Source organism: Pseudomonas rhizozeae, from assembly GCF_031583775.1.
GTDB lineage: Bacteria > Pseudomonadota > Gammaproteobacteria > Pseudomonadales > Pseudomonadaceae > Aquipseudomonas.
Genome location: NZ_JAVLSB010000064.1, coordinates 68,245 through 84,308, shown reverse-complemented (window position 1 = coordinate 84,308; position 16,064 = coordinate 68,245). Strand labels below are relative to the sequence as shown.

The window sequence follows — 16,064 nt, the reverse complement described above, 5'->3', positions numbered from 1 at the left end:
CGCAAGGGCTGGCTACTGACTGCAACGGGATTCAGGGAGTGTTCGGCTTGTCGGGGGCAGTGAGGCCGGCCTGAATGCGTTGGTAGATTTCTTCGCGATGCACCGCAACGTTTTTCGGGGCGTTGATGCCAATCCTGACTTGCTGGCCGCTCACGCCCAGAATGGTGATCGTAATGTCATCACCGATGTTTATGCTTTCACCGACTTTGCGGGTGAGTATCAGCATGGTCTTCTCCTTGATTGCGTGGTAGGGCACCTGATTCAAAAAGTGCAGAGGTCGGTGGTCTGTATAGATTAATGCCAGTTGTCATGTTGTGGGTGCCTCATTCTGACGCGCAGACGCTGCATTAATTCCCAAGGCGCAACTATACAGCGCCGCACATCATCATTCTCGTTGTTTTGTGGCCGTTTTGTCGCACTCATCAAGTGCGCGCGAGTGATAAAATCGCGATTTTTGGCTTTCAGAGGAAAACGCTGTGCGCAAAATGGCCGTGGTAATTGCAGTACTGGCACTGGCGGGATGCGGTGAAGGCAAGCAGGTTGAAGCTCGCAAGGCCTCTAACGCAACGGTTTCAGCGCCGGCCGTGGCCGCAGGTCCATTGTGGGACCTGGAAGTGCGCGGGGTTACTCCCCAGGCAGTCAGCGACCTGAGCGGCTGGTTGATCGAGCACAGCTTTGTCTCCAACGTGGTCACCGAAAATGGCAAGGTGCGCATACTGGTGGGGCCGTTCAACACCAAGGCTGAGGCCGAAGCGCGACAAGTCGAACTGACGGCGGCGTTGGTTCGTGCGAAAAAACAGAACATCGAATCGTTGGTGGTGGAGCGTCCCGCAGCGCCGTAACGCATTTCAGGAGCGCGCTGTTGCTTGGGATCGCCGGCTGATCGCGATACCCCGACTCCACCAATAAAAAGGCTCTGTTCATCACTGATCAGGCCTTTTTTTTCGGCTTGGCCTGCTCAGCCACAGGCCTTCAAATTCACCGGGCCGACAAACTCGTTGCCGCGTCCCATCACACAGGCAACGCTTTGGTTACGCTGTCGCTCCCAAGCCTCGACCGGATAGGTTTTGTTCCAGGCTTCATAGAGTTGGCGGTCCTGGCGGGACAGTTTCAGACCGTATTGCTTGCTCATGTAGAAGTAAGTGCGCGCGATCATGCCTCGAATGGATGGCCGTGGCATGACCTTCTTGGCCTTGAAATCAATCTGCGTCTGGCAGGAACCGTATTGCCCCGTCTGCACCGGCAACCAGCCGTAACTGAAGTTGCTGCGATCGCCGTTGACCTCGCCGATGCTTGGCACCAGGTTGTGCAAGTCAGCTTCGGCGCGTTGGTAGGTCGGGTCGTAGCGGGTGCAATTCTTGCGTCCGCCCTGTTGCCAGCATTGGCGCTGATGACCGATCTGCCAGGCCGGGACGATGTGTTCCCACTCAATGCGCTCCGCGCGCTTGGCGTTCTTGCGGGGCACGTAACCGCAGGCTGCGAGGTTGACGCGGTTACCGGTGTATTTGCAGCCGCAATAGAACTCGGTGGACTGCGGCGCGTACAACTTCCACGCGACTTTCTTGGCTTCGCTGAAGGTACGGGGCGCAGCGGCTTGGGTGCCCGTTGCGATCAACAGCAACAGCAGGGCAGAACAAAAGCGGACACTCATTGACTCAATCTTCCTTCGGCACGACCCAGAAAATCTGCACGCCACCATCGTCGCGGTAGGCGAGGGTGACGTTGTCGTTTTCGTCGATCTCTTCGAGCAGTTGCTCCCAGTCCGCCTGCGGTTCATCCGGCAAACGGAAGATCAGCGCAGCGCGAGCTTTCTGGGCGGTCGGGGAATTGATGATTTTCGAGATGCGCTGGCCCATGCGTGCGTAGGCATCTGGAGAAGAACTGGCGGCCACGGAGTTATCCTTATTAAGCTGTACGTGCATACAGTATTTAACTGTAAGCGTTTTCGCAACTGCTTAAATTTCAAGAAAATCCTCTGACAGCGCTTTTTCCTTTTTGGTGTAGGAAGTGTCGATTTTTTATGGTGGGAGAGCGGGTGCGTTATCGCGTATCACTCGCCTGAGCGGCGAACGGCAGTGCCCGGCCTGATCAGACCGGGCGGGAGCCGGGATCAATATTCCCAGAACATCCGTTGCAGCTCTTTACTGTCATTAGTCTTGGTCAGCGCGACCATCGCTAAGATGCGCGCTTTCTGAGGGTTCAAATCATGGGCGACGACCCAGTCATATTTATCGTCTGGCTGCTCCGCGTTACGCAGGACGAAACCGCCGGCATTGACGTGGGATGAACGGATGATTTGCACGCCATCCTTGCGCAGGGCCTGCAAGGTCGGGACCACCCGGGACGATACAGAACCATTGCCGGTGCCGGCGTGAATGATCGCCTTGGCGCCCGCCTGAGCCAGTGCCTTGTAAGCCGTGTCGCTGACGTTGCCGTAGGAATAGGCGATTTCTACGTCGGGAAGGCTCTTGATGGTCTTGATATCAAACTCCGAGTCCAGGGTGTGACGCTTGGCCGGCAGGCGGAACCAGTACGATTTGCCTTCGACCACCATGCCCAGTGGACCCCAGGCGCTTTTGAACGCTTCGGTCTTGATGTTGATCGATTTGCTGACATCGCGACCGGACTGGATTTCGTCGTTCATGGTCACCAGCACGCCTTTGCCACGCGCCTCTTTGCTACTGGCCACGGCGACCGCGTTGTACAGGTTGAGCATACCGTCCGCCGACATGGCGGTGCCCGGACGCATGGAGCCGACGACGATGATCGGTTTGTCGGTTTTTTCCACCAGGTTCAGGAAGTAGGCAGTTTCTTCCAGGGTGTCGGTGCCGTGAGTGATGACGATGCCATCGACGTCGTTGCTGTCGGCCAGTTCGGCTACACGACGGCCCAGTTGCAGCAGGTTGTCGTTAGTGATGCTTTCGGAGGCTATCTGCATCACTTGTTCACCGCGCACGTTGGCCAATTGGCTGAGTTCGGGCACGCCAGCAATCAATTGCTCGATCCCAACTTTCGCGGCCTGGTACGTCGCGCTGTTCGCGGCGCTGGCACCGGCCCCGGCAATGGTGCCGCCGGTGGCAAGAATCACGACGTTGGCGAGTTTTTGAGGTGGCGGGGTTTCTTTTGCCTGAAGGGCGGTAGGAAGCAGGAGTAGGAGGGCTAAGGCGCCCGGAACGAAAGTTTTCAAAGCAGATGTCATTATTTTCTCTCTAGTTGTAGTGACGGTGCGGGTGCAGGTCTATCTAGAAACGCCTCCGGGCCGATCTGAATGCCGAAGGTAAGCGTGGTAGAGCAGGATCTGTACCATTCGCCGGTTAAACAGAAAATAAACATAAGTCTCTGATTGTTAGCGTTTAATTCCTGCGTCGCAGTCCGGCTCGCGGTGCCGCCTATCCGGGTTTCCGAACAGGTGTGTGGACATTTGTTCGGCTGACCGAAAGGGCTGACGGCTGCTTTCCAGTGAAGGGCGCGCGTTTACTCAAGAAAGTCAGAGCGGGGTCGATGGACTGTTAGCCCTTTCTCTTCCCTGGAGCTTTCATGTCTTTTTCTGTCGGATTCCCCAATGCCAGCGGCGTCACCATCGGCGGTCAGTCCAGTGCAACCATCAAGGCGATGAGCGAGGCGGCAAGCGACGCCGCAAAGGCGGCGCTGGGCGTTGAAGCGGAAGACGACGGCACGGTCCGCACCGGGCCGTTGAGCGCTCAGCCAGAAGAGAAGAAAGCCGAAAACAGCAACCAAAGCATTGCGGTGAAAACATTGCTCAAGCGCATGCAGGAATTGCAGGAACAATTGCAGCGCCAGCAGCAACAACTGGCGGCCGCCGAAGCCGCGTCTTATCCGACTGAGGAAGCGCGGACGGCGACGATCATGGCGATGCAAAGCCAGATCGGCGATACCAACGGTGCCTTGGCGCAGGTCACTGGAAATCTGGTCAAGGAATTAGCGAAAGACACCTCGAGCGGCAGCGTGATTAATACCACTGCTTGAGTGCAGCGGATTTTGTCTTAGACGCGAATAAACATGTTTTGTGGTCGTTGACAAATCTCCGCCGGGTTCTCATAGTTCGATCTACGCAAACGTTTGCGAGGTGGTTGTGGTGGCTTATTGCGCCGAACGCGGTGTGACAGCCTAACCCAGCGCAAGCGTTGCTCACAAATAATCATAAGATCGGAGTGAACCCATGAAGCTGCCATTCGCTGGACGTCTTCTCGCTGTCGCCATGCTGGCTGCCACCGCCACGCTGCCGCTGTCCTCGGCCTTCGCCGACACCCCCGAAAAACCTAAAGTCGCTCTGGTCATGAAATCCCTGGCCAATGAATTCTTCCTGACCATGGAGGATGGCGCCAAGGCCTACCAGAAAGACCACGCGGCCGACTTCGATCTGATCTCCAACGGCATCAAGGATGAAACCGATACCGCAGGCCAGACCCGTATCGTCGAGCAGATGATTCTGGCCAAGGTCAACGCGCTGGTGATTGCCCCCGCTGACTCCAAAGCCATGGTGCCAGTGATCAAGAAAGCCATCGATGCCGGGATCACCGTGATCAACATCGACAATCAGCTAGACCCGGCCGTGGTCAAAAGCAAAAACATCAGCGTGCCTTTCGTAGGCCCGGACAACCGCAAAGGCGCACGCTTGGTGGGTGAATACCTGGCCAAGCAACTGAAGGCAGGCGACCAGGTCGGCATCATCGAAGGCGTGTCCACCACCACCAACGCCCAGGCGCGTACCGCAGGCTTCAAAGATGCCATGGAAGCCGCGCAGATCAAGGTGGTTTCGGTGCAGTCCGGTGATTGGGAAATCGACAAAGGCAACAAAGTCGCCGCCTCGATCCTCAGCGAATACCCTGATGTCAAAGCCTTGCTGGCCGGTAACGACAGCATGGCCGTTGGCGTCGTCTCGGCCGTTCGTGCGGCGGGCAAGGCCGGCAAAGTGCAAGTGGTCGGCTACGACAACATCAACGCAATCAAGCCGATGCTCAAGGATGGCCGCGTGCTCGCCACCGCCGACCAGTACGCCGCCAAGCAAGCAGTGTTCGGCATCGAAACCGCGCTGAAAATCGTCAAGGGCGAGAAGGTCGACAGCGGCACCGATGGCGTGATCGAAACGCCGGTCGAGCTGGTTACCAAGTAAGTCTTCCTGGCGACACAAGGGCGCTCGCCCGACCGGGCGGGCGCATGGAGAGTTTTATGTCAGTTTCGGCCCCGAACGCTGTTCTTTCGGTCAGCGGTATCGGCAAGACCTACGCACAACCTGTGTTGACCGGCATTGACCTGACGCTGATGCGCGGCGAAGTGCTGGCGCTGACCGGTGAAAACGGCGCCGGCAAAAGCACGTTGTCCAAGATCATCGGCGGGTTGGTCACACCAACCACCGGCCAGATGCAGTTCCAGGGCCAGGATTACCGGCCGGGCAGCCGTACTCAGGCGGAAGACCTGGGCATTCGCATGGTCATGCAGGAACTCAATCTGCTGCCGACGCTGTCGGTGGCGGAAAACCTGTTTCTCGATAATCTGCCCAGCCATGGCGGGTGGATCAGTCGCAAACAATTGCGCAAGGCCGCCATCGAGGCCATGGCCCAGGTTGGCCTGGACGCAATTGACCCCGACACCCTGGTCGGTGAACTGGGGATCGGCCACCAGCAGATGGTGGAAATCGCCCGCAACCTGATTGGCGATTGCCATGTACTCATTCTCGACGAGCCGACGGCGATGCTGACGGCCCGGGAAGTGGAAATGCTGTTCGAACAGATCACCCGCCTGCAGGCTCGCGGCGTGTCGATCATTTACATCTCACACCGCCTCGAAGAACTGGCGCGAGTGGCGCAGCGCATTGCCGTGCTGCGCGATGGCAATCTGGTGTGCGTCGAGCCGATGGCCAACTACAACAGCGAGCAACTGGTGACCCTGATGGTCGGTCGCGAGCTCGGTGAGCACATGGACCTGGGGCCACGGCAGATCGGTGCGCCAGCGCTGACGGTGAAGAACCTCAGCCGCTCCGACAAGGTCCGCGACGTGTCCTTCGAAGTCCGCGCCGGAGAGATTTTTGGCATCTCCGGATTGATCGGGGCAGGGCGCACCGAGCTGTTGCGCCTGATTTTCGGCGCCGATGTTGCCGACAGCGGCTCCGTGGCGCTGGGCTCGCCGGCGCAAGTGGTGAGCATTCGTTCGCCCGCCGACGCGGTGGGGCACGGCATCGCCTTGATCACTGAAGACCGCAAGGGCGAGGGCTTGCTGCTCAGCCAATCGATCAGTGCCAATATTGCCCTGGGTAACATGCCGGTGATCTCAAGCGGCGGCGTGGTCAGTAACAGCGACGAAACCGCCCTGGCGCAGCGCCAGATCAAGGCCATGCGCATCCGCAGTTCCAGTCCGACGCAATTGGTCTCGGAACTGTCCGGTGGCAATCAACAGAAAGTGGTGATCGGTCGCTGGCTGGAACGCGACTGCTCGGTGATGCTGTTCGACGAACCGACCCGAGGCATCGACGTCGGCGCCAAATTCGACATCTATGCCTTGCTCGGCGAACTGACGCGCCAAGGCAAAGCGCTGGTGGTGGTGTCCAGCGACCTGCGCGAATTGATGCTGATCTGCGACCGGATCGGGGTGCTGTCGGCCGGCAAGCTGATCGACACTTTCGAGCGCGACAGCTGGACCCAGGATGATTTGCTTGCTGCCGCGTTTGCCGGCTACCAAAAACGTGATGCGTTGCTCAACGAAGCAGCGCCTAGGGATCTCCCATGAAAACTGCTTCTTCCGCCGGCAAAGCCAGTGGCAATTTCTACGGCCTCGGCACTTACCTGGGCCTGGCGGGCGCCTTGCTGGCAATGGTTGCGCTGTTCTCGGTCATGAGCAGCCACTTCCTGTCCTACGACACGTTCAGCACCCTGGCCAACCAGATTCCCGACCTGATGGTGCTGGCGGTAGGCATGACCTTTGTACTGATCATCGGCGGTATCGATTTGTCGGTGGGTTCGGTGCTGGCGCTGGCGGCATCGACTGTCAGCGTGGCGATTCTCGGCTGGGGCTGGAGCGTGATGCCGGCGGCGTTGCTGGGCATGGCAGTCGCCGCATTGGCAGGCACCGTCACCGGTTCGATCACAGTGGCCTGGCGCATTCCGTCGTTCATCGTGTCGCTGGGCGTACTGGAAATGGCCCGTGGCCTGGCGTACCAGATGACCGGCTCGCGCACTGCCTACATCGGTGACTCGTTCGCCTGGCTGTCGAATCCGATTGCGTTTGGCATCTCGCCGTCGTTCATCATTGCACTGCTGGTGATTTTCATCGCCCAGGCGGTGCTGACGCGCACGGTGTTTGGCCGTTATTTGATCGGCATCGGCACCAACGAAGAGGCCGTACGCCTGGCGGGGATCAATCCGAAGCCGTACAAAATTCTGGTGTTCAGCCTGATGGGGTTGCTGGCGGGTGTCGCTGCGCTGTTTCAGATATCCCGGTTGGAAGCCGCTGATCCTAACGCCGGTTCCGGCCTCGAGCTGCAAGTGATTGCCGCGGTGGTGATCGGCGGAACCAGCCTGATGGGCGGCCGTGGCTCGGTGATCAGCACCTTTTTCGGTGTGTTGATCATCTCGGTGCTCGCGGCGGGCCTGGCACAGATCGGCGCCACTGAACCAACCAAACGCATCATTACCGGCGCGGTGATCGTGATCGCCGTTGTCCTCGATACTTATCGCAGTCAGCGCGCAAGCCGGCGGGTTTGATTCATGGCAACGATCAAGGATGTGGCCGCCCTGGCGGGAATTTCCTACACCACGGTGTCCCACGTGGTGAACAAGACGCGCCCGGTCAGCGAAGAAGTGCGGGTCAAGGTCGAGGCTGCGATCAAGCGTCTCGACTACGTGCCCAGCGCCGTGGCGCGCTCGCTAAAAGCGAAAACCACGGCGACCATCGGCCTGCTGGTGCCCAACAGCCTCAACCCGTACTTCGCCGAACTGGCGCGGGGTATCGAGGATTATTGCGAGCGCAACGGCTACTGCGTGATCCTGTGCAACTCCGACGATAACCCCGATAAACAGCGCAGCTACCTGCGAGTGTTGTTAGAGAAACGTGTCGACGGCTTGATCGTGGCCTCTGCTGGCGACGACGGTCAGTTCGCCGAAGGCCTGGCCAGCGTGCGCACGCCCATGGTGGTGGTCGACCGCGGCCTCGACGGCGTAGATGCTGACCTGGTGCGGATCGACCACGAATATGGGGCCTACCTGGCGACCCGGCATTTGCTCGAATTGGGCCACACCGACATCGCTACCATCGGCGGCCCTCAGGGCACCAGCGTGGCGCAAATGCGTCTGGCGGGCTTCAACCGCGCGCTGCAAGAGGCGGGTATCGATGCCGTGCCCGGGCGCATTCTGCAAAGCGATTTCACCAGCACCGGCGGCTACAACGCGGCATCGCTGCTGCTCGAAAGCCAGCCGCCCTCGGCGATTTTCGCCGGCAACGACATGATCGGCATCGGCGTGCTGCGGGCGGCGGCGGAACGTAACATCCGCGTGCCCAGCGAACTGTCGGTCATTGGCTTCGACGATATTCAGATGAGCCGTTACGTGTACCCGGCCCTGACCACCGTGGGGCAATCAATCCTGCAACTGGGTGAGATGGCCGCCGAAGTTTTGTTGCGCCGCATTGCAACGCCGGCGCTGGCCACCGATCAGCGAATCGTGACGCCCAGTATCGTCTTGCGAGAATCGACCGCGCCGCTTTCCGGTGTGTTTGCCCAATACCGCTGAACCGAATGAATGAGTAGTGACGAATGCCTGCAAAAGTAGTGGTAATCGGTAGCCTGAACATGGACCTGGTGACGCGGGCGCCGCGGCTGCCCCGTGGTGGCGAGACGCTGATCGGTCATACCTTCGCCACGGTGTCTGGCGGCAAGGGCGCCAATCAGGCGGTCGCCGCCGCGCGCTTGGGCGCGCAGGTATCGATGGTCGGCTGCGTTGGCTCCGATGCCTATGGTCACGAGCTACGCGATGCCTTGCTGGCGGAGCAGATCGACTGCCAAGCAGTCAGCACCGTCGAGGACTCCAGCGGCGTGGCGTTGATCGTGGTGGATGACCAGAGCCAGAACGCAATCGTGATCGTCGCCGGTGCCAACGGTGCGCTGACTCCTGCGGTAATCGACCAGTTCGACGCCGTGCTGCAGGCAGCGGACGTGATTATCTGCCAGCTCGAAGTGCCGGATGCCACGGTCGGCCATGCGCTCAAGCGCGGTCGGGCACTGGGCAAAACGGTGATCCTCAATCCCGCGCCGGCGTCGCGCCCGCTGCCAGCGGACTGGTACGCGAATATCGATTACCTGATTCCCAATGAAAGCGAAGCGTCGGCGCTGACCGGCCTGTCGGTAGACTCGCTGGCGTCCGCCGAAGTGGCGGCCTCTCAACTGCTGACTGCCGGCGCTGGCAAAGTGATCATCACCCTCGGCGCTCAAGGCTCGTTGTTTGCCGATGGCCAGGGTTTCCAGCATTTCCCTGCGCCGAAAGTGCAGGCCGTCGACACCACGGCCGCCGGCGATACCTTCGTCGGTGGTTTTGCCGCCGCGCTGGCCTCTGGCCGCAGCGAAGCCGAGGCCATCGGCTTCGGTCAGGTGGCAGCCGCGCTATCGGTCACGCGCGCGGGTGCGCAACCCTCGATTCCTACCTTGTCCGACGTACAGGCGTTCCCGGCACCATGAAAAAGACCCCGTTGCTCAACATCGCTGTGTCACGGCTGATTGCCTCCCTGGGGCACGGTGACAAAGTCGTCATTGGCGATGCCGGCCTGCCCGTGCCTCCGGGCGTCGAGTTGATCGACCTGGCCTTGACCCACGGCGTGCCGGAGTTCATCAGCACCCTGAAGGTGGTGCTCAGCGAAATGCAGGTGGAAAGCCATGTGTTGGCTGATGAGCTGTTCGTCAAGCAACCACCGGCATTGGCTGCGCTGAATGAACTGAATGCCGCTGGCGCGGTAGGCGAGCGGACTTTGGTTAGCCACGAGCAATTCAAAGTGCTCAGCCAACAAGCGCGGGCGGTGATTCGCACCGGTGAATGTCAGCCGTATTGCAACATCGTGCTGGTGGCGGGGGTGACGTTCTAATCTCCAGCCCGGATTTCAGATTTTTCCCACGCACAAGGAGTGCGCCATGTACCGCTATGCTCAGAAACTGCCTCAACTGCTGTGGAGTGTTTTGCTCGTGTCCCTGCTGAACGCAACAAGCGCCCAGGCGGCGGAGAAGATTGACCTGATCATCGACACCGATCCCGGGGCTGACGATGTGGTCGCCTTACTGTTCGCGCTGGCCTCGCCGGAGGAACTGAACATTCGCGCGCTGACCACCGTGGCCGGCAATGTTCGGCTGGACAAGACCTCGCGCAATGCTCGTCTGGCCCGCGAGTGGGCCGGGCGCGAAGAGGTGCCGGTCTACGCCGGCGCACCGAAGCCGCTGATGCGTACGCCGATCTACGCGGAAAATATCCATGGCAAGGAAGGGCTGTCGGGCGTCACCGTGCACGAACCGAAGAAAGGACTGGCCGAAGGCAGTGCGGTCAATTACCTGATCGACACCTTGAAAACCGCCAAGCCTCACAGCATCACGCTGGCCATGCTCGGCCCGCAGACCAACCTGGCGCTGGCGCTGATTCAGGAGCCTGAAATCGTCCAGGGCATCAAGGAAGTGGTGATCATGGGTGGCGCACATTTCAACGGCGGTAACATCACGCCAGTGGCCGAATTCAACCTGTTCGCCGACCCGGAAGCCGCCGAAGTAGTGCTCAAGAGCGGCGTCAAGCTAACGTACTTGCCGCTAGATGTGACCCATAAAATCCTCACCAGTGACGCGCGCCTGAAGCAGATCGCCGCGTTGAACAACAACGCCAGCAAGCTGGTGGGCGATATTCTTAACGAGTACGTCAAGGGCGACATGGAGCACTACGGCCTGACCGGTGGCCCGGTGCATGACGCCACGGTGATCGCTTACTTGCTCAAGCCGCAGTTGTTCAGCGGCCGCTCCGTCAACGTGGTGGTCGACAGCCGGGAAGGCCCGACCTTCGGCCAGACCATCGTCGATTGGTACGACGGCCTCAAGGCGCCGAAGAACGCGTTTTGGGTCGAGAATGGCGATGCTCAAGGCTTCTTCGATCTACTGACCGAACGCCTGGCGCGGTTGAAGTAAGCTGATCCCCGCAGGTGCCAGCCTGCGGGTGTTTCACTCCCTTTCGGAATGCGCAGCGCCAAGGTGGCCGGCTGGGTACTTGCCGAAAATTTGCGCGATGAATGTCTGCGCGCCTTGCGTACCCAGCTCCTTGACCAATAAGTCGATGCTAATGATCGCCAACTCTTCCGGACTGCCGGGGCTGTACGAGCTATGGCCCTGCGGCCATTCGGCTTTGATGTCGGCTTTGATTGCAACGGTGGTCATGGTGGGCTCGCGAAGTCGGAAAAGTCTGTAGGCCGAGTTAACCATTTTGCGTTGCGTTTGGCACTGCGACTTAGGCATCAAATCGTTGCTATGCGACACTTGGCACTTTGCTGCTTCCAAGGACTGCACCGTGCAGATCGATTTGACTCAACCTGATGCCCTGACCCTCGACGCCGTGCGCCAATTGCTAGCCTCCGCCAATGACGACGAGCACACGCAACTGCGCGTGACCCGGGCCGGCATCGCCTACATTTCCTCGGGCGTGGTCGGCGGCAGCGACATCGGTGGTCTGCTTTTTCGCCTGGAAACCTGGGCAAAAGGATCCGGGTATGTAGGACGCGTCGCCGCCAGTGATGAGGTCTGGGTCATGCAGATTTTCAATGCATTGAAGGACAACTGGCCGAACCCGCCCTACGACTACATCGACGTTTACTAAGCGTCGTTCATATTAAGTCACGATTGCATCGTGAAAGCCGGATGATGGCTCAGGCAAACTGCCGGTTCGAACCGTCCGAGGGCAGGGCGCTGGTGCCCGTTTTGAAACCAAAGCCTGAATGGGCGGTCGCACAGACTCAGCTTAATTATTGAAAGGAGGCTTCATGCCTTGGAAGCTCGCATCATTGGGTAGTGTGATGGCAATGGCCGTGTTGGCCGGTTGCGGCACCACCACCGAATCGGCAAAAGACCCGGTTGCCGCTGAATCGGGGCACAGCCGCTGCGAAGCGAAAGCCGCCGAGTTCGCCATCGGCCAGAAGGCCTCGCCGGCCCTGCTCGAAGAAGCCCGCAAGCGTGCAGGCGCGCAGAACGCTCGGATTCTCAAGCCCGATGACATGGTCACTCTGGAATATCGCTCCGATCGGCTGAACCTCAACACCGACGCCAACCTGGTGATCGGTCGAGTCAACTGCGGCTAGAAGCCTCAGATTTTTGTTCCGTGCATAAAAAACCCCGTCACATGGACGGGGTTTTTTTAGCGCGCCGAGAAATTACTCAGGACGAACTTGTGCAGCTTGCATACCCTTTTGGCCTTTCTCAGCCACGAAGGAAACGGTTTGGCCTTCTTTCAGGCTTTTGAAACCGTCGCTTTCGATAGCTTTGAAGTGTACGAACAGGTCGTCACCGCCACCTTGAGGAGTGATGAAGCCGAAGCCTTTTTCATCGTTGAACCATTTAACGGTGCCGGTTTGGCGATTAGACATGGTGTATCTCCAAGAAACATATATTTTCAGTAGTACTGTGCTGCTCAGGCCAACTGGGCACACCGGGGTATCATAGTCGAAATGTTCGCTTTGGGAGCCCCCCGGACGCGCTGTTTGCCAATCAGTCGTGTTTTCTTTCGCAGGGTGTGTGGCTGAAAGCCCCGGTTTATGGGGCTTGCAGCGCAAAAAAAAGACGATAAAAAAAGCTGTAAAAGCTGCATAAATTGTACGAAAAGACGCTTTTCACGGGCGTTTCATCGACTTTTCGAGCCTTAAAGCGGCTTCGTACGGCTTATTTTTTGACTTTGTTATCGGCCTTGCATGCGGAGATCTGGGTCAATGCCTTTTGCTTAAGGGTGTCAGGCGCTGTGTTGTCCATCAGGGACTGGATTTCTTTGGCGGGGTACGACTTGATAGCGTCGGCGCCGCACGCACAATGAGCCTTGGCGGCTGCCGCGCCGATCTGCGGCGTGGCCGCTTCCGTGCATTGAGCCATGTATTTTTCGCGCTCGCCCTTGGGCCATTCGGCGTGTGCGGCCAGGGGCAGCATCAGGACAATGGGTGCGACTACTGCGAACAAACGATTCAGACGCATGCGAAGATGCTCCTTGTTGGTCAATGTCTTGTTATCTGAGGGGTGGTGCGGCGATCAAGTTCAGCACTCTCGCACAAAAGCGTCGGTTTTGCCCTGACACAAATGTGCGGTGCGGCCATGACCTTTCATCTGTGCTAGCATCCGTGCTCGGCATTTTCAGGCTCCGGATGACCTTCAGTCCCGGCAGCAGCAAGTGGCCGAATAACCCTGATTTGAACCCCAGTCACTCTGGTTCGGTTTTCCGGTTGGCCGCAAGGCTCCTGCCGCTGTAAGGCAGGCGTTCGTCATTGAATGGCCTGGATCGGATCTTGTACTGGCTCATCCCAACCCACGTGACCTTTGGTAGGGGTCACCACTAGGAGAGGAGGCGCCATGCCAACTATTACTCTTCCCGACGGCAGTCAACGTTCGTTCGATCACCCGGTATCCGTTGCCGAGGTCGCCGCATCCATTGGTGCTGGTCTGGCCAAAGCCACTGTGGCCGGCAAGGTCGACGGCAAACTGGTCGACGCCAGCGATATCATCACCGGTGACGCGACCCTGCAAATCATTACGCCCAAGGACGAAGAGGGGCTGGAGATCATTCGCCACTCTTGCGCTCACCTGGTCGGCCACGCGGTCAAGCAGTTGTACCCGACCGCGAAAATGGTCATCGGCCCGGTCATCGACGAAGGCTTCTATTACGACATCGCCTACGAGCGTCCTTTTACTCCGGACGACCTGGCGGCCATCGAACAGCGCATGCTGCAACTGATCGAGAAAGATTACGACGTCATCAAGAAAGTCACTCCGCGCGCCGAAGTGATCGAAGTGTTCAAGGCCCGCGGCGAAGACTACAAGCTGCGCCTGGTCGAGGACATGCCGAACGAGCAGGCCATGGGCCTGTACTACCACGAAGAATATGTCGACATGTGCCGCGGCCCGCACGTGCCGAATACCCGCTTCCTGAAGTCCTTCAAGTTGACCAAGCTGTCCGGCGCCTATTGGCGCGGTGACGCCAAGAACGAACAACTGCAGCGGGTCTACGGCACGGCGTGGGCGGACAAGAAACAGCTCGCCGCCTACATTCAGCGCATCGAAGAAGCCGAAAAGCGCGATCACCGCAAGATCGGCAAGCGCCTGGGCCTGTTCCACACTCAGGAAGAATCCCCAGGCATGGTGTTCTGGCACCCGAACGGCTGGACCCTGTACCAAGTGCTCGAGCAGTACATGCGCAAGGTTCAGCGCGACAACGGCTACCTGGAGATCAAGACTCCGCAAGTCGTTGACCGCAGCCTGTGGGAGAAATCCGGGCACTGGGCCAACTACGCCGACAACATGTTCACCACTCAGTCGGAAAACCGCGACTACGCGATCAAGCCGATGAATTGCCCGTGCCACGTACAAGTGTTCAATCAGGGCCTGAAAAGCTACCGCGAGTTGCCGATGCGCCTGGCTGAATTCGGTGCTTGTCACCGTAACGAGCCGTCCGGTGCTCTGCACGGCATCATGCGCGTGCGCGCTTTCACTCAGGACGATGCGCACATCTTCTGTACTGAAGAGCAAATGCAGGCTGAATCTGCTGCGTTCATCAAGCTGACCCTGGACGTGTACCGTGACTTCGGCTTTACCGAAGTCGAAATGAAGCTGTCCACTCGTCCGGAAAAACGCGTCGGCTCCGATGAGTTGTGGGATCGCGCCGAGGCGGCATTGGCCGCCGCCCTTGACAGCGCGGGCCTCGCGTACGACTTGCAGCCGGGCGAAGGTGCTTTCTACGGTCCGAAGATCGAATTCTCGCTGAAAGATTGCCTTGGTCGCGTCTGGCAGTGTGGTACCTTGCAGCTCGATTTTAACCTGCCGATCCGTCTGGGAGCCGAATACGTCTCCGAAGACAACAGTCGCAAGCACCCGGTCATGTTGCACCGGGCGATCCTCGGATCCTTCGAACGTTTCGTCGGGATTCTGATCGAGCACTATGAGGGTGCATTCCCCGCGTGGCTCGCTCCGACCCAGGCAGTGATCATGAATATCACTGATAAACAGGCCGATTTTGCCGCTGAAGTTGAAAAAACTGTCAACGAAAGCGGATTTCGTGCCAAGTCCGACTTGAGAAATGAAAAGATCGGCTTTAAAATCCGCGAGCATACTTTGCTCAAGGTTCCCTATCTCTTGGTTATTGGAGATCGGGAAGTCGAGATGCAGACTGTCGCTGTGCGTACTCGTGAAGGTGCTGACCTGGGCTCGATGCCCGTCGCCCAGTTCGCTGAGTTCCTCGCGCAAGCGGTTTCCCGGCGTGGTCGCCCAGATTCGGAGTAATTATTATTAAGCGTGAAATGAGACAAGATAAACGAGCTGCACCGAAAGCCCCGATCAACGAGAATATCTCGGCACGCGAGGTTCGGTTAATTGGCGCTGACGGCGAGCAGATTGGCATCGTCTCGATTGATGAAGCGCTTCGTATTGCTGAAGAAGCCAAGCTTGATCTGGTAGAAATTTCCGCAGACGCAGTCCCACCGGTTTGCCGGGTGATGGACTACGGCAAGTCGATCTTCGAAAAGAAGAAGCAGATTGCCGCGGCGAAGAAAAACCAGAAGCAGATTCAGGTAAAAGAAATCAAGTTTCGTCCAGGGACGGAGGAAGGGGATTACCAGGTAAAACTGCGCAACCTGGTACGTTTCCTGAGTGATGGGGACAGGGCCAAGGTATCCTTGCGATTCCGCGGCCGTGAGATGGCCCACCAGGAGCTGGGGATGGAACTGCTCAAGCGAGTTGAAGGTGACTTGCTCGAGTACGGTTCGGTCGAACAGCATCCTAAGATGGAAGGACGCCAGCTGATCATGGTCATCGCCCCGAAAAAGAAGAAGTAATCAACAGGGCACGGCAGGCC

Annotated in this window: 20 protein-coding genes; 13 read left to right on the top strand and 7 right to left on the bottom strand. The window is 58.7% G+C overall.

Features of this window, described 5'->3' with window-relative positions; all coding sequences use genetic code 11:
• Positions 1-31: 31 nt before the first annotated feature.
• Positions 32-226: a carbon storage regulator CsrA gene (csrA, locus tag RG836_RS22990; protein ID WP_310849834.1), complete on the bottom strand. Its 195-nt coding sequence runs from the start codon at positions 224-226 to the stop codon at positions 32-34.
• A 250-nt stretch (positions 227-476) separates the two neighbouring features.
• On the opposite strand from csrA, the gene RG836_RS22985 reads away from it, so the two are divergent.
• Positions 477-842, top strand: a complete 366-nt coding sequence (locus tag RG836_RS22985) for an SPOR domain-containing protein (RefSeq protein WP_310849832.1) — start codon at positions 477-479, stop codon at positions 840-842.
• Between the two features lie 116 nt (positions 843-958).
• Here the strand turns inward: RG836_RS22985 and RG836_RS22980 are convergent, their stop codons facing one another.
• The 3 genes from RG836_RS22980 to RG836_RS22970 all read right to left on the bottom strand — a co-directional run bounded on the left by RG836_RS22980 (position 959) and on the right by RG836_RS22970 (position 3,199).
• Entirely contained in the window at positions 959-1,651 is a 693-nt protein-coding gene (locus tag RG836_RS22980; protein ID WP_310849831.1) for an endonuclease I family protein, read from the bottom strand.
• Between the two features lie 4 nt (positions 1,652-1,655).
• Positions 1,656-1,922 (bottom strand): DUF1654 domain-containing protein, encoded by a 267-nt coding sequence (locus RG836_RS22975; protein WP_310849829.1) that lies wholly within the window; start codon positions 1,920-1,922, stop codon positions 1,656-1,658.
• 188 nt (positions 1,923-2,110) lie between these two features.
• Positions 2,111-3,199, bottom strand: a complete 1,089-nt coding sequence (locus RG836_RS22970; RefSeq protein ID WP_310849828.1) for an asparaginase — start codon at positions 3,197-3,199, stop codon at positions 2,111-2,113.
• 338 nt (positions 3,200-3,537) lie between these two features.
• Here RG836_RS22970 and RG836_RS22965 point away from each other — a divergent pair, with 338 nt between their 5' ends.
• The 8 genes from RG836_RS22965 to RG836_RS22930 all read left to right on the top strand — a co-directional run bounded on the left by RG836_RS22965 (position 3,538) and on the right by RG836_RS22930 (position 11,158).
• The gene (locus tag RG836_RS22965; RefSeq protein WP_310849827.1) at positions 3,538-3,987 is read left to right on the top strand and encodes a hypothetical protein; all 450 of its coding nucleotides are present in this window, start codon (positions 3,538-3,540) and stop codon (positions 3,985-3,987) included.
• Between the two features lie 193 nt (positions 3,988-4,180).
• Entirely contained in the window at positions 4,181-5,134 is a 954-nt protein-coding gene (locus RG836_RS22960) for a sugar ABC transporter substrate-binding protein (protein ID WP_310849826.1), read from the top strand.
• Positions 5,135-5,190: 56 nt separating this feature from the next.
• On the top strand, positions 5,191-6,744 hold the full coding sequence (locus tag RG836_RS22955) for a sugar ABC transporter ATP-binding protein (RefSeq protein ID WP_310849825.1): 1,554 nt from the start codon (positions 5,191-5,193) through the stop codon (positions 6,742-6,744).
• Positions 6,741-7,718, top strand: a complete 978-nt coding sequence (locus tag RG836_RS22950) for an ABC transporter permease (RefSeq protein WP_310849823.1) — start codon at positions 6,741-6,743, stop codon at positions 7,716-7,718. Before RG836_RS22955 ends, RG836_RS22950 begins: the two co-directional genes overlap by 4 nt.
• A gap of 3 nt (positions 7,719-7,721) precedes the next feature.
• Complete coding sequence (locus RG836_RS22945; protein WP_310849821.1) at positions 7,722-8,741, top strand: LacI family DNA-binding transcriptional regulator; 1,020 nt, start codon at positions 7,722-7,724, stop codon at positions 8,739-8,741.
• Positions 8,742-8,764: 23 nt separating this feature from the next.
• Positions 8,765-9,682 carry a ribokinase gene (gene rbsK / locus RG836_RS22940; RefSeq protein WP_310849820.1) on the top strand — a complete coding sequence of 306 codons (918 nt, stop codon included), beginning with the start codon at positions 8,765-8,767 and terminating at the stop codon, positions 9,680-9,682.
• Complete coding sequence (rbsD, locus tag RG836_RS22935) at positions 9,679-10,083, top strand: D-ribose pyranase (protein ID WP_310849818.1); 405 nt, start codon at positions 9,679-9,681, stop codon at positions 10,081-10,083. Before rbsK ends, rbsD begins: the two co-directional genes overlap by 4 nt.
• A gap of 46 nt (positions 10,084-10,129) precedes the next feature.
• Complete coding sequence (locus tag RG836_RS22930; RefSeq protein WP_310849817.1) at positions 10,130-11,158, top strand: nucleoside hydrolase; 1,029 nt, start codon at positions 10,130-10,132, stop codon at positions 11,156-11,158.
• Between the two features lie 33 nt (positions 11,159-11,191).
• On the opposite strand, the gene RG836_RS22925 is transcribed toward RG836_RS22930, so the two are convergent.
• Positions 11,192-11,404 carry a hypothetical protein gene (locus RG836_RS22925; RefSeq protein WP_310849816.1) on the bottom strand — a complete coding sequence of 71 codons (213 nt, stop codon included), beginning with the start codon at positions 11,402-11,404 and terminating at the stop codon, positions 11,192-11,194.
• Positions 11,405-11,534: 130 nt separating this feature from the next.
• On the opposite strand from RG836_RS22925, the gene RG836_RS22920 reads away from it, so the two are divergent.
• Both RG836_RS22920 and RG836_RS22915 read left to right on the top strand, forming a co-directional pair.
• Positions 11,535-11,840, top strand: a complete 306-nt coding sequence (locus tag RG836_RS22920) for a hypothetical protein (protein WP_310849814.1) — start codon at positions 11,535-11,537, stop codon at positions 11,838-11,840.
• A gap of 163 nt (positions 11,841-12,003) precedes the next feature.
• Entirely contained in the window at positions 12,004-12,318 is a 315-nt protein-coding gene (locus RG836_RS22915) for an I78 family peptidase inhibitor (RefSeq protein WP_310849813.1), read from the top strand.
• Between the two features lie 72 nt (positions 12,319-12,390).
• Here RG836_RS22915 and RG836_RS22910 read toward each other — a convergent pair whose 3' ends face one another.
• A complete protein-coding gene (locus RG836_RS22910; protein ID WP_003179963.1) occupies positions 12,391-12,603 on the bottom strand; it encodes a cold-shock protein in 213 nt (70 codons plus the stop codon).
• Positions 12,604-12,895: 292 nt separating this feature from the next.
• A complete protein-coding gene (locus RG836_RS22905) occupies positions 12,896-13,198 on the bottom strand; it encodes a hypothetical protein (protein WP_310849812.1) in 303 nt (100 codons plus the stop codon).
• 372 nt (positions 13,199-13,570) lie between these two features.
• On the opposite strand from RG836_RS22905, the gene thrS reads away from it, so the two are divergent.
• Positions 13,571-15,493, top strand: a complete 1,923-nt coding sequence (gene thrS / locus RG836_RS22900) for a threonine--tRNA ligase (RefSeq protein WP_310849810.1) — start codon at positions 13,571-13,573, stop codon at positions 15,491-15,493.
• Positions 15,493-16,044, top strand: coding sequence for a translation initiation factor IF-3 (gene infC, locus RG836_RS22895; RefSeq protein ID WP_169843736.1), 552 nt, complete (start codon positions 15,493-15,495; stop codon positions 16,042-16,044). The genes thrS and infC overlap by 1 nt, the downstream gene beginning before the upstream one ends.
• The last annotated feature ends 20 nt before the right edge of the window (positions 16,045-16,064 follow it).

What these genes read in the sequence shown, in the direction of transcription:
- csrA (WP_310849834.1), bottom strand. Translation starts at nt 226, where the DNA reads ATGCTGATACTCACCCGCAAAGTCGGTGAAAGCATAAACATCGGTGAT.
- RG836_RS22980 (WP_310849831.1), bottom strand. Translation starts at nt 1,651, where the DNA reads ATGAGTGTCCGCTTTTGTTCTGCCCTGCTGTTGCTGTTGATCGCAACG.
- RG836_RS22975 (WP_310849829.1), bottom strand. Translation starts at nt 1,922, where the DNA reads ATGCACGTACAGCTTAATAAGGATAACTCCGTGGCCGCCAGTTCTTCT.
- RG836_RS22970 (WP_310849828.1), bottom strand. Translation starts at nt 3,199, where the DNA reads ATGACATCTGCTTTGAAAACTTTCGTTCCGGGCGCCTTAGCCCTCCTA.
- RG836_RS22965 (WP_310849827.1), top strand. Translation starts at nt 3,538, where the DNA reads ATGTCTTTTTCTGTCGGATTCCCCAATGCCAGCGGCGTCACCATCGGC.
- RG836_RS22960 (WP_310849826.1), top strand. Translation starts at nt 4,181, where the DNA reads ATGAAGCTGCCATTCGCTGGACGTCTTCTCGCTGTCGCCATGCTGGCT.
- RG836_RS22955 (WP_310849825.1), top strand. Translation starts at nt 5,191, where the DNA reads ATGTCAGTTTCGGCCCCGAACGCTGTTCTTTCGGTCAGCGGTATCGGC.
- RG836_RS22950 (WP_310849823.1), top strand. Translation starts at nt 6,741, where the DNA reads ATGAAAACTGCTTCTTCCGCCGGCAAAGCCAGTGGCAATTTCTACGGC.
- RG836_RS22945 (WP_310849821.1), top strand. Translation starts at nt 7,722, where the DNA reads ATGGCAACGATCAAGGATGTGGCCGCCCTGGCGGGAATTTCCTACACC.
- rbsK (WP_310849820.1), top strand. Translation starts at nt 8,765, where the DNA reads ATGCCTGCAAAAGTAGTGGTAATCGGTAGCCTGAACATGGACCTGGTG.
- rbsD (WP_310849818.1), top strand. Translation starts at nt 9,679, where the DNA reads ATGAAAAAGACCCCGTTGCTCAACATCGCTGTGTCACGGCTGATTGCC.
- RG836_RS22930 (WP_310849817.1), top strand. Translation starts at nt 10,130, where the DNA reads ATGTACCGCTATGCTCAGAAACTGCCTCAACTGCTGTGGAGTGTTTTG.
- RG836_RS22925 (WP_310849816.1), bottom strand. Translation starts at nt 11,404, where the DNA reads ATGACCACCGTTGCAATCAAAGCCGACATCAAAGCCGAATGGCCGCAG.
- RG836_RS22915 (WP_310849813.1), top strand. Translation starts at nt 12,004, where the DNA reads ATGCCTTGGAAGCTCGCATCATTGGGTAGTGTGATGGCAATGGCCGTG.
- RG836_RS22910 (WP_003179963.1), bottom strand. Translation starts at nt 12,603, where the DNA reads ATGTCTAATCGCCAAACCGGCACCGTTAAATGGTTCAACGATGAAAAA.
- RG836_RS22905 (WP_310849812.1), bottom strand. Translation starts at nt 13,198, where the DNA reads ATGCGTCTGAATCGTTTGTTCGCAGTAGTCGCACCCATTGTCCTGATG.
- thrS (WP_310849810.1), top strand. Translation starts at nt 13,571, where the DNA reads ATGCCAACTATTACTCTTCCCGACGGCAGTCAACGTTCGTTCGATCAC.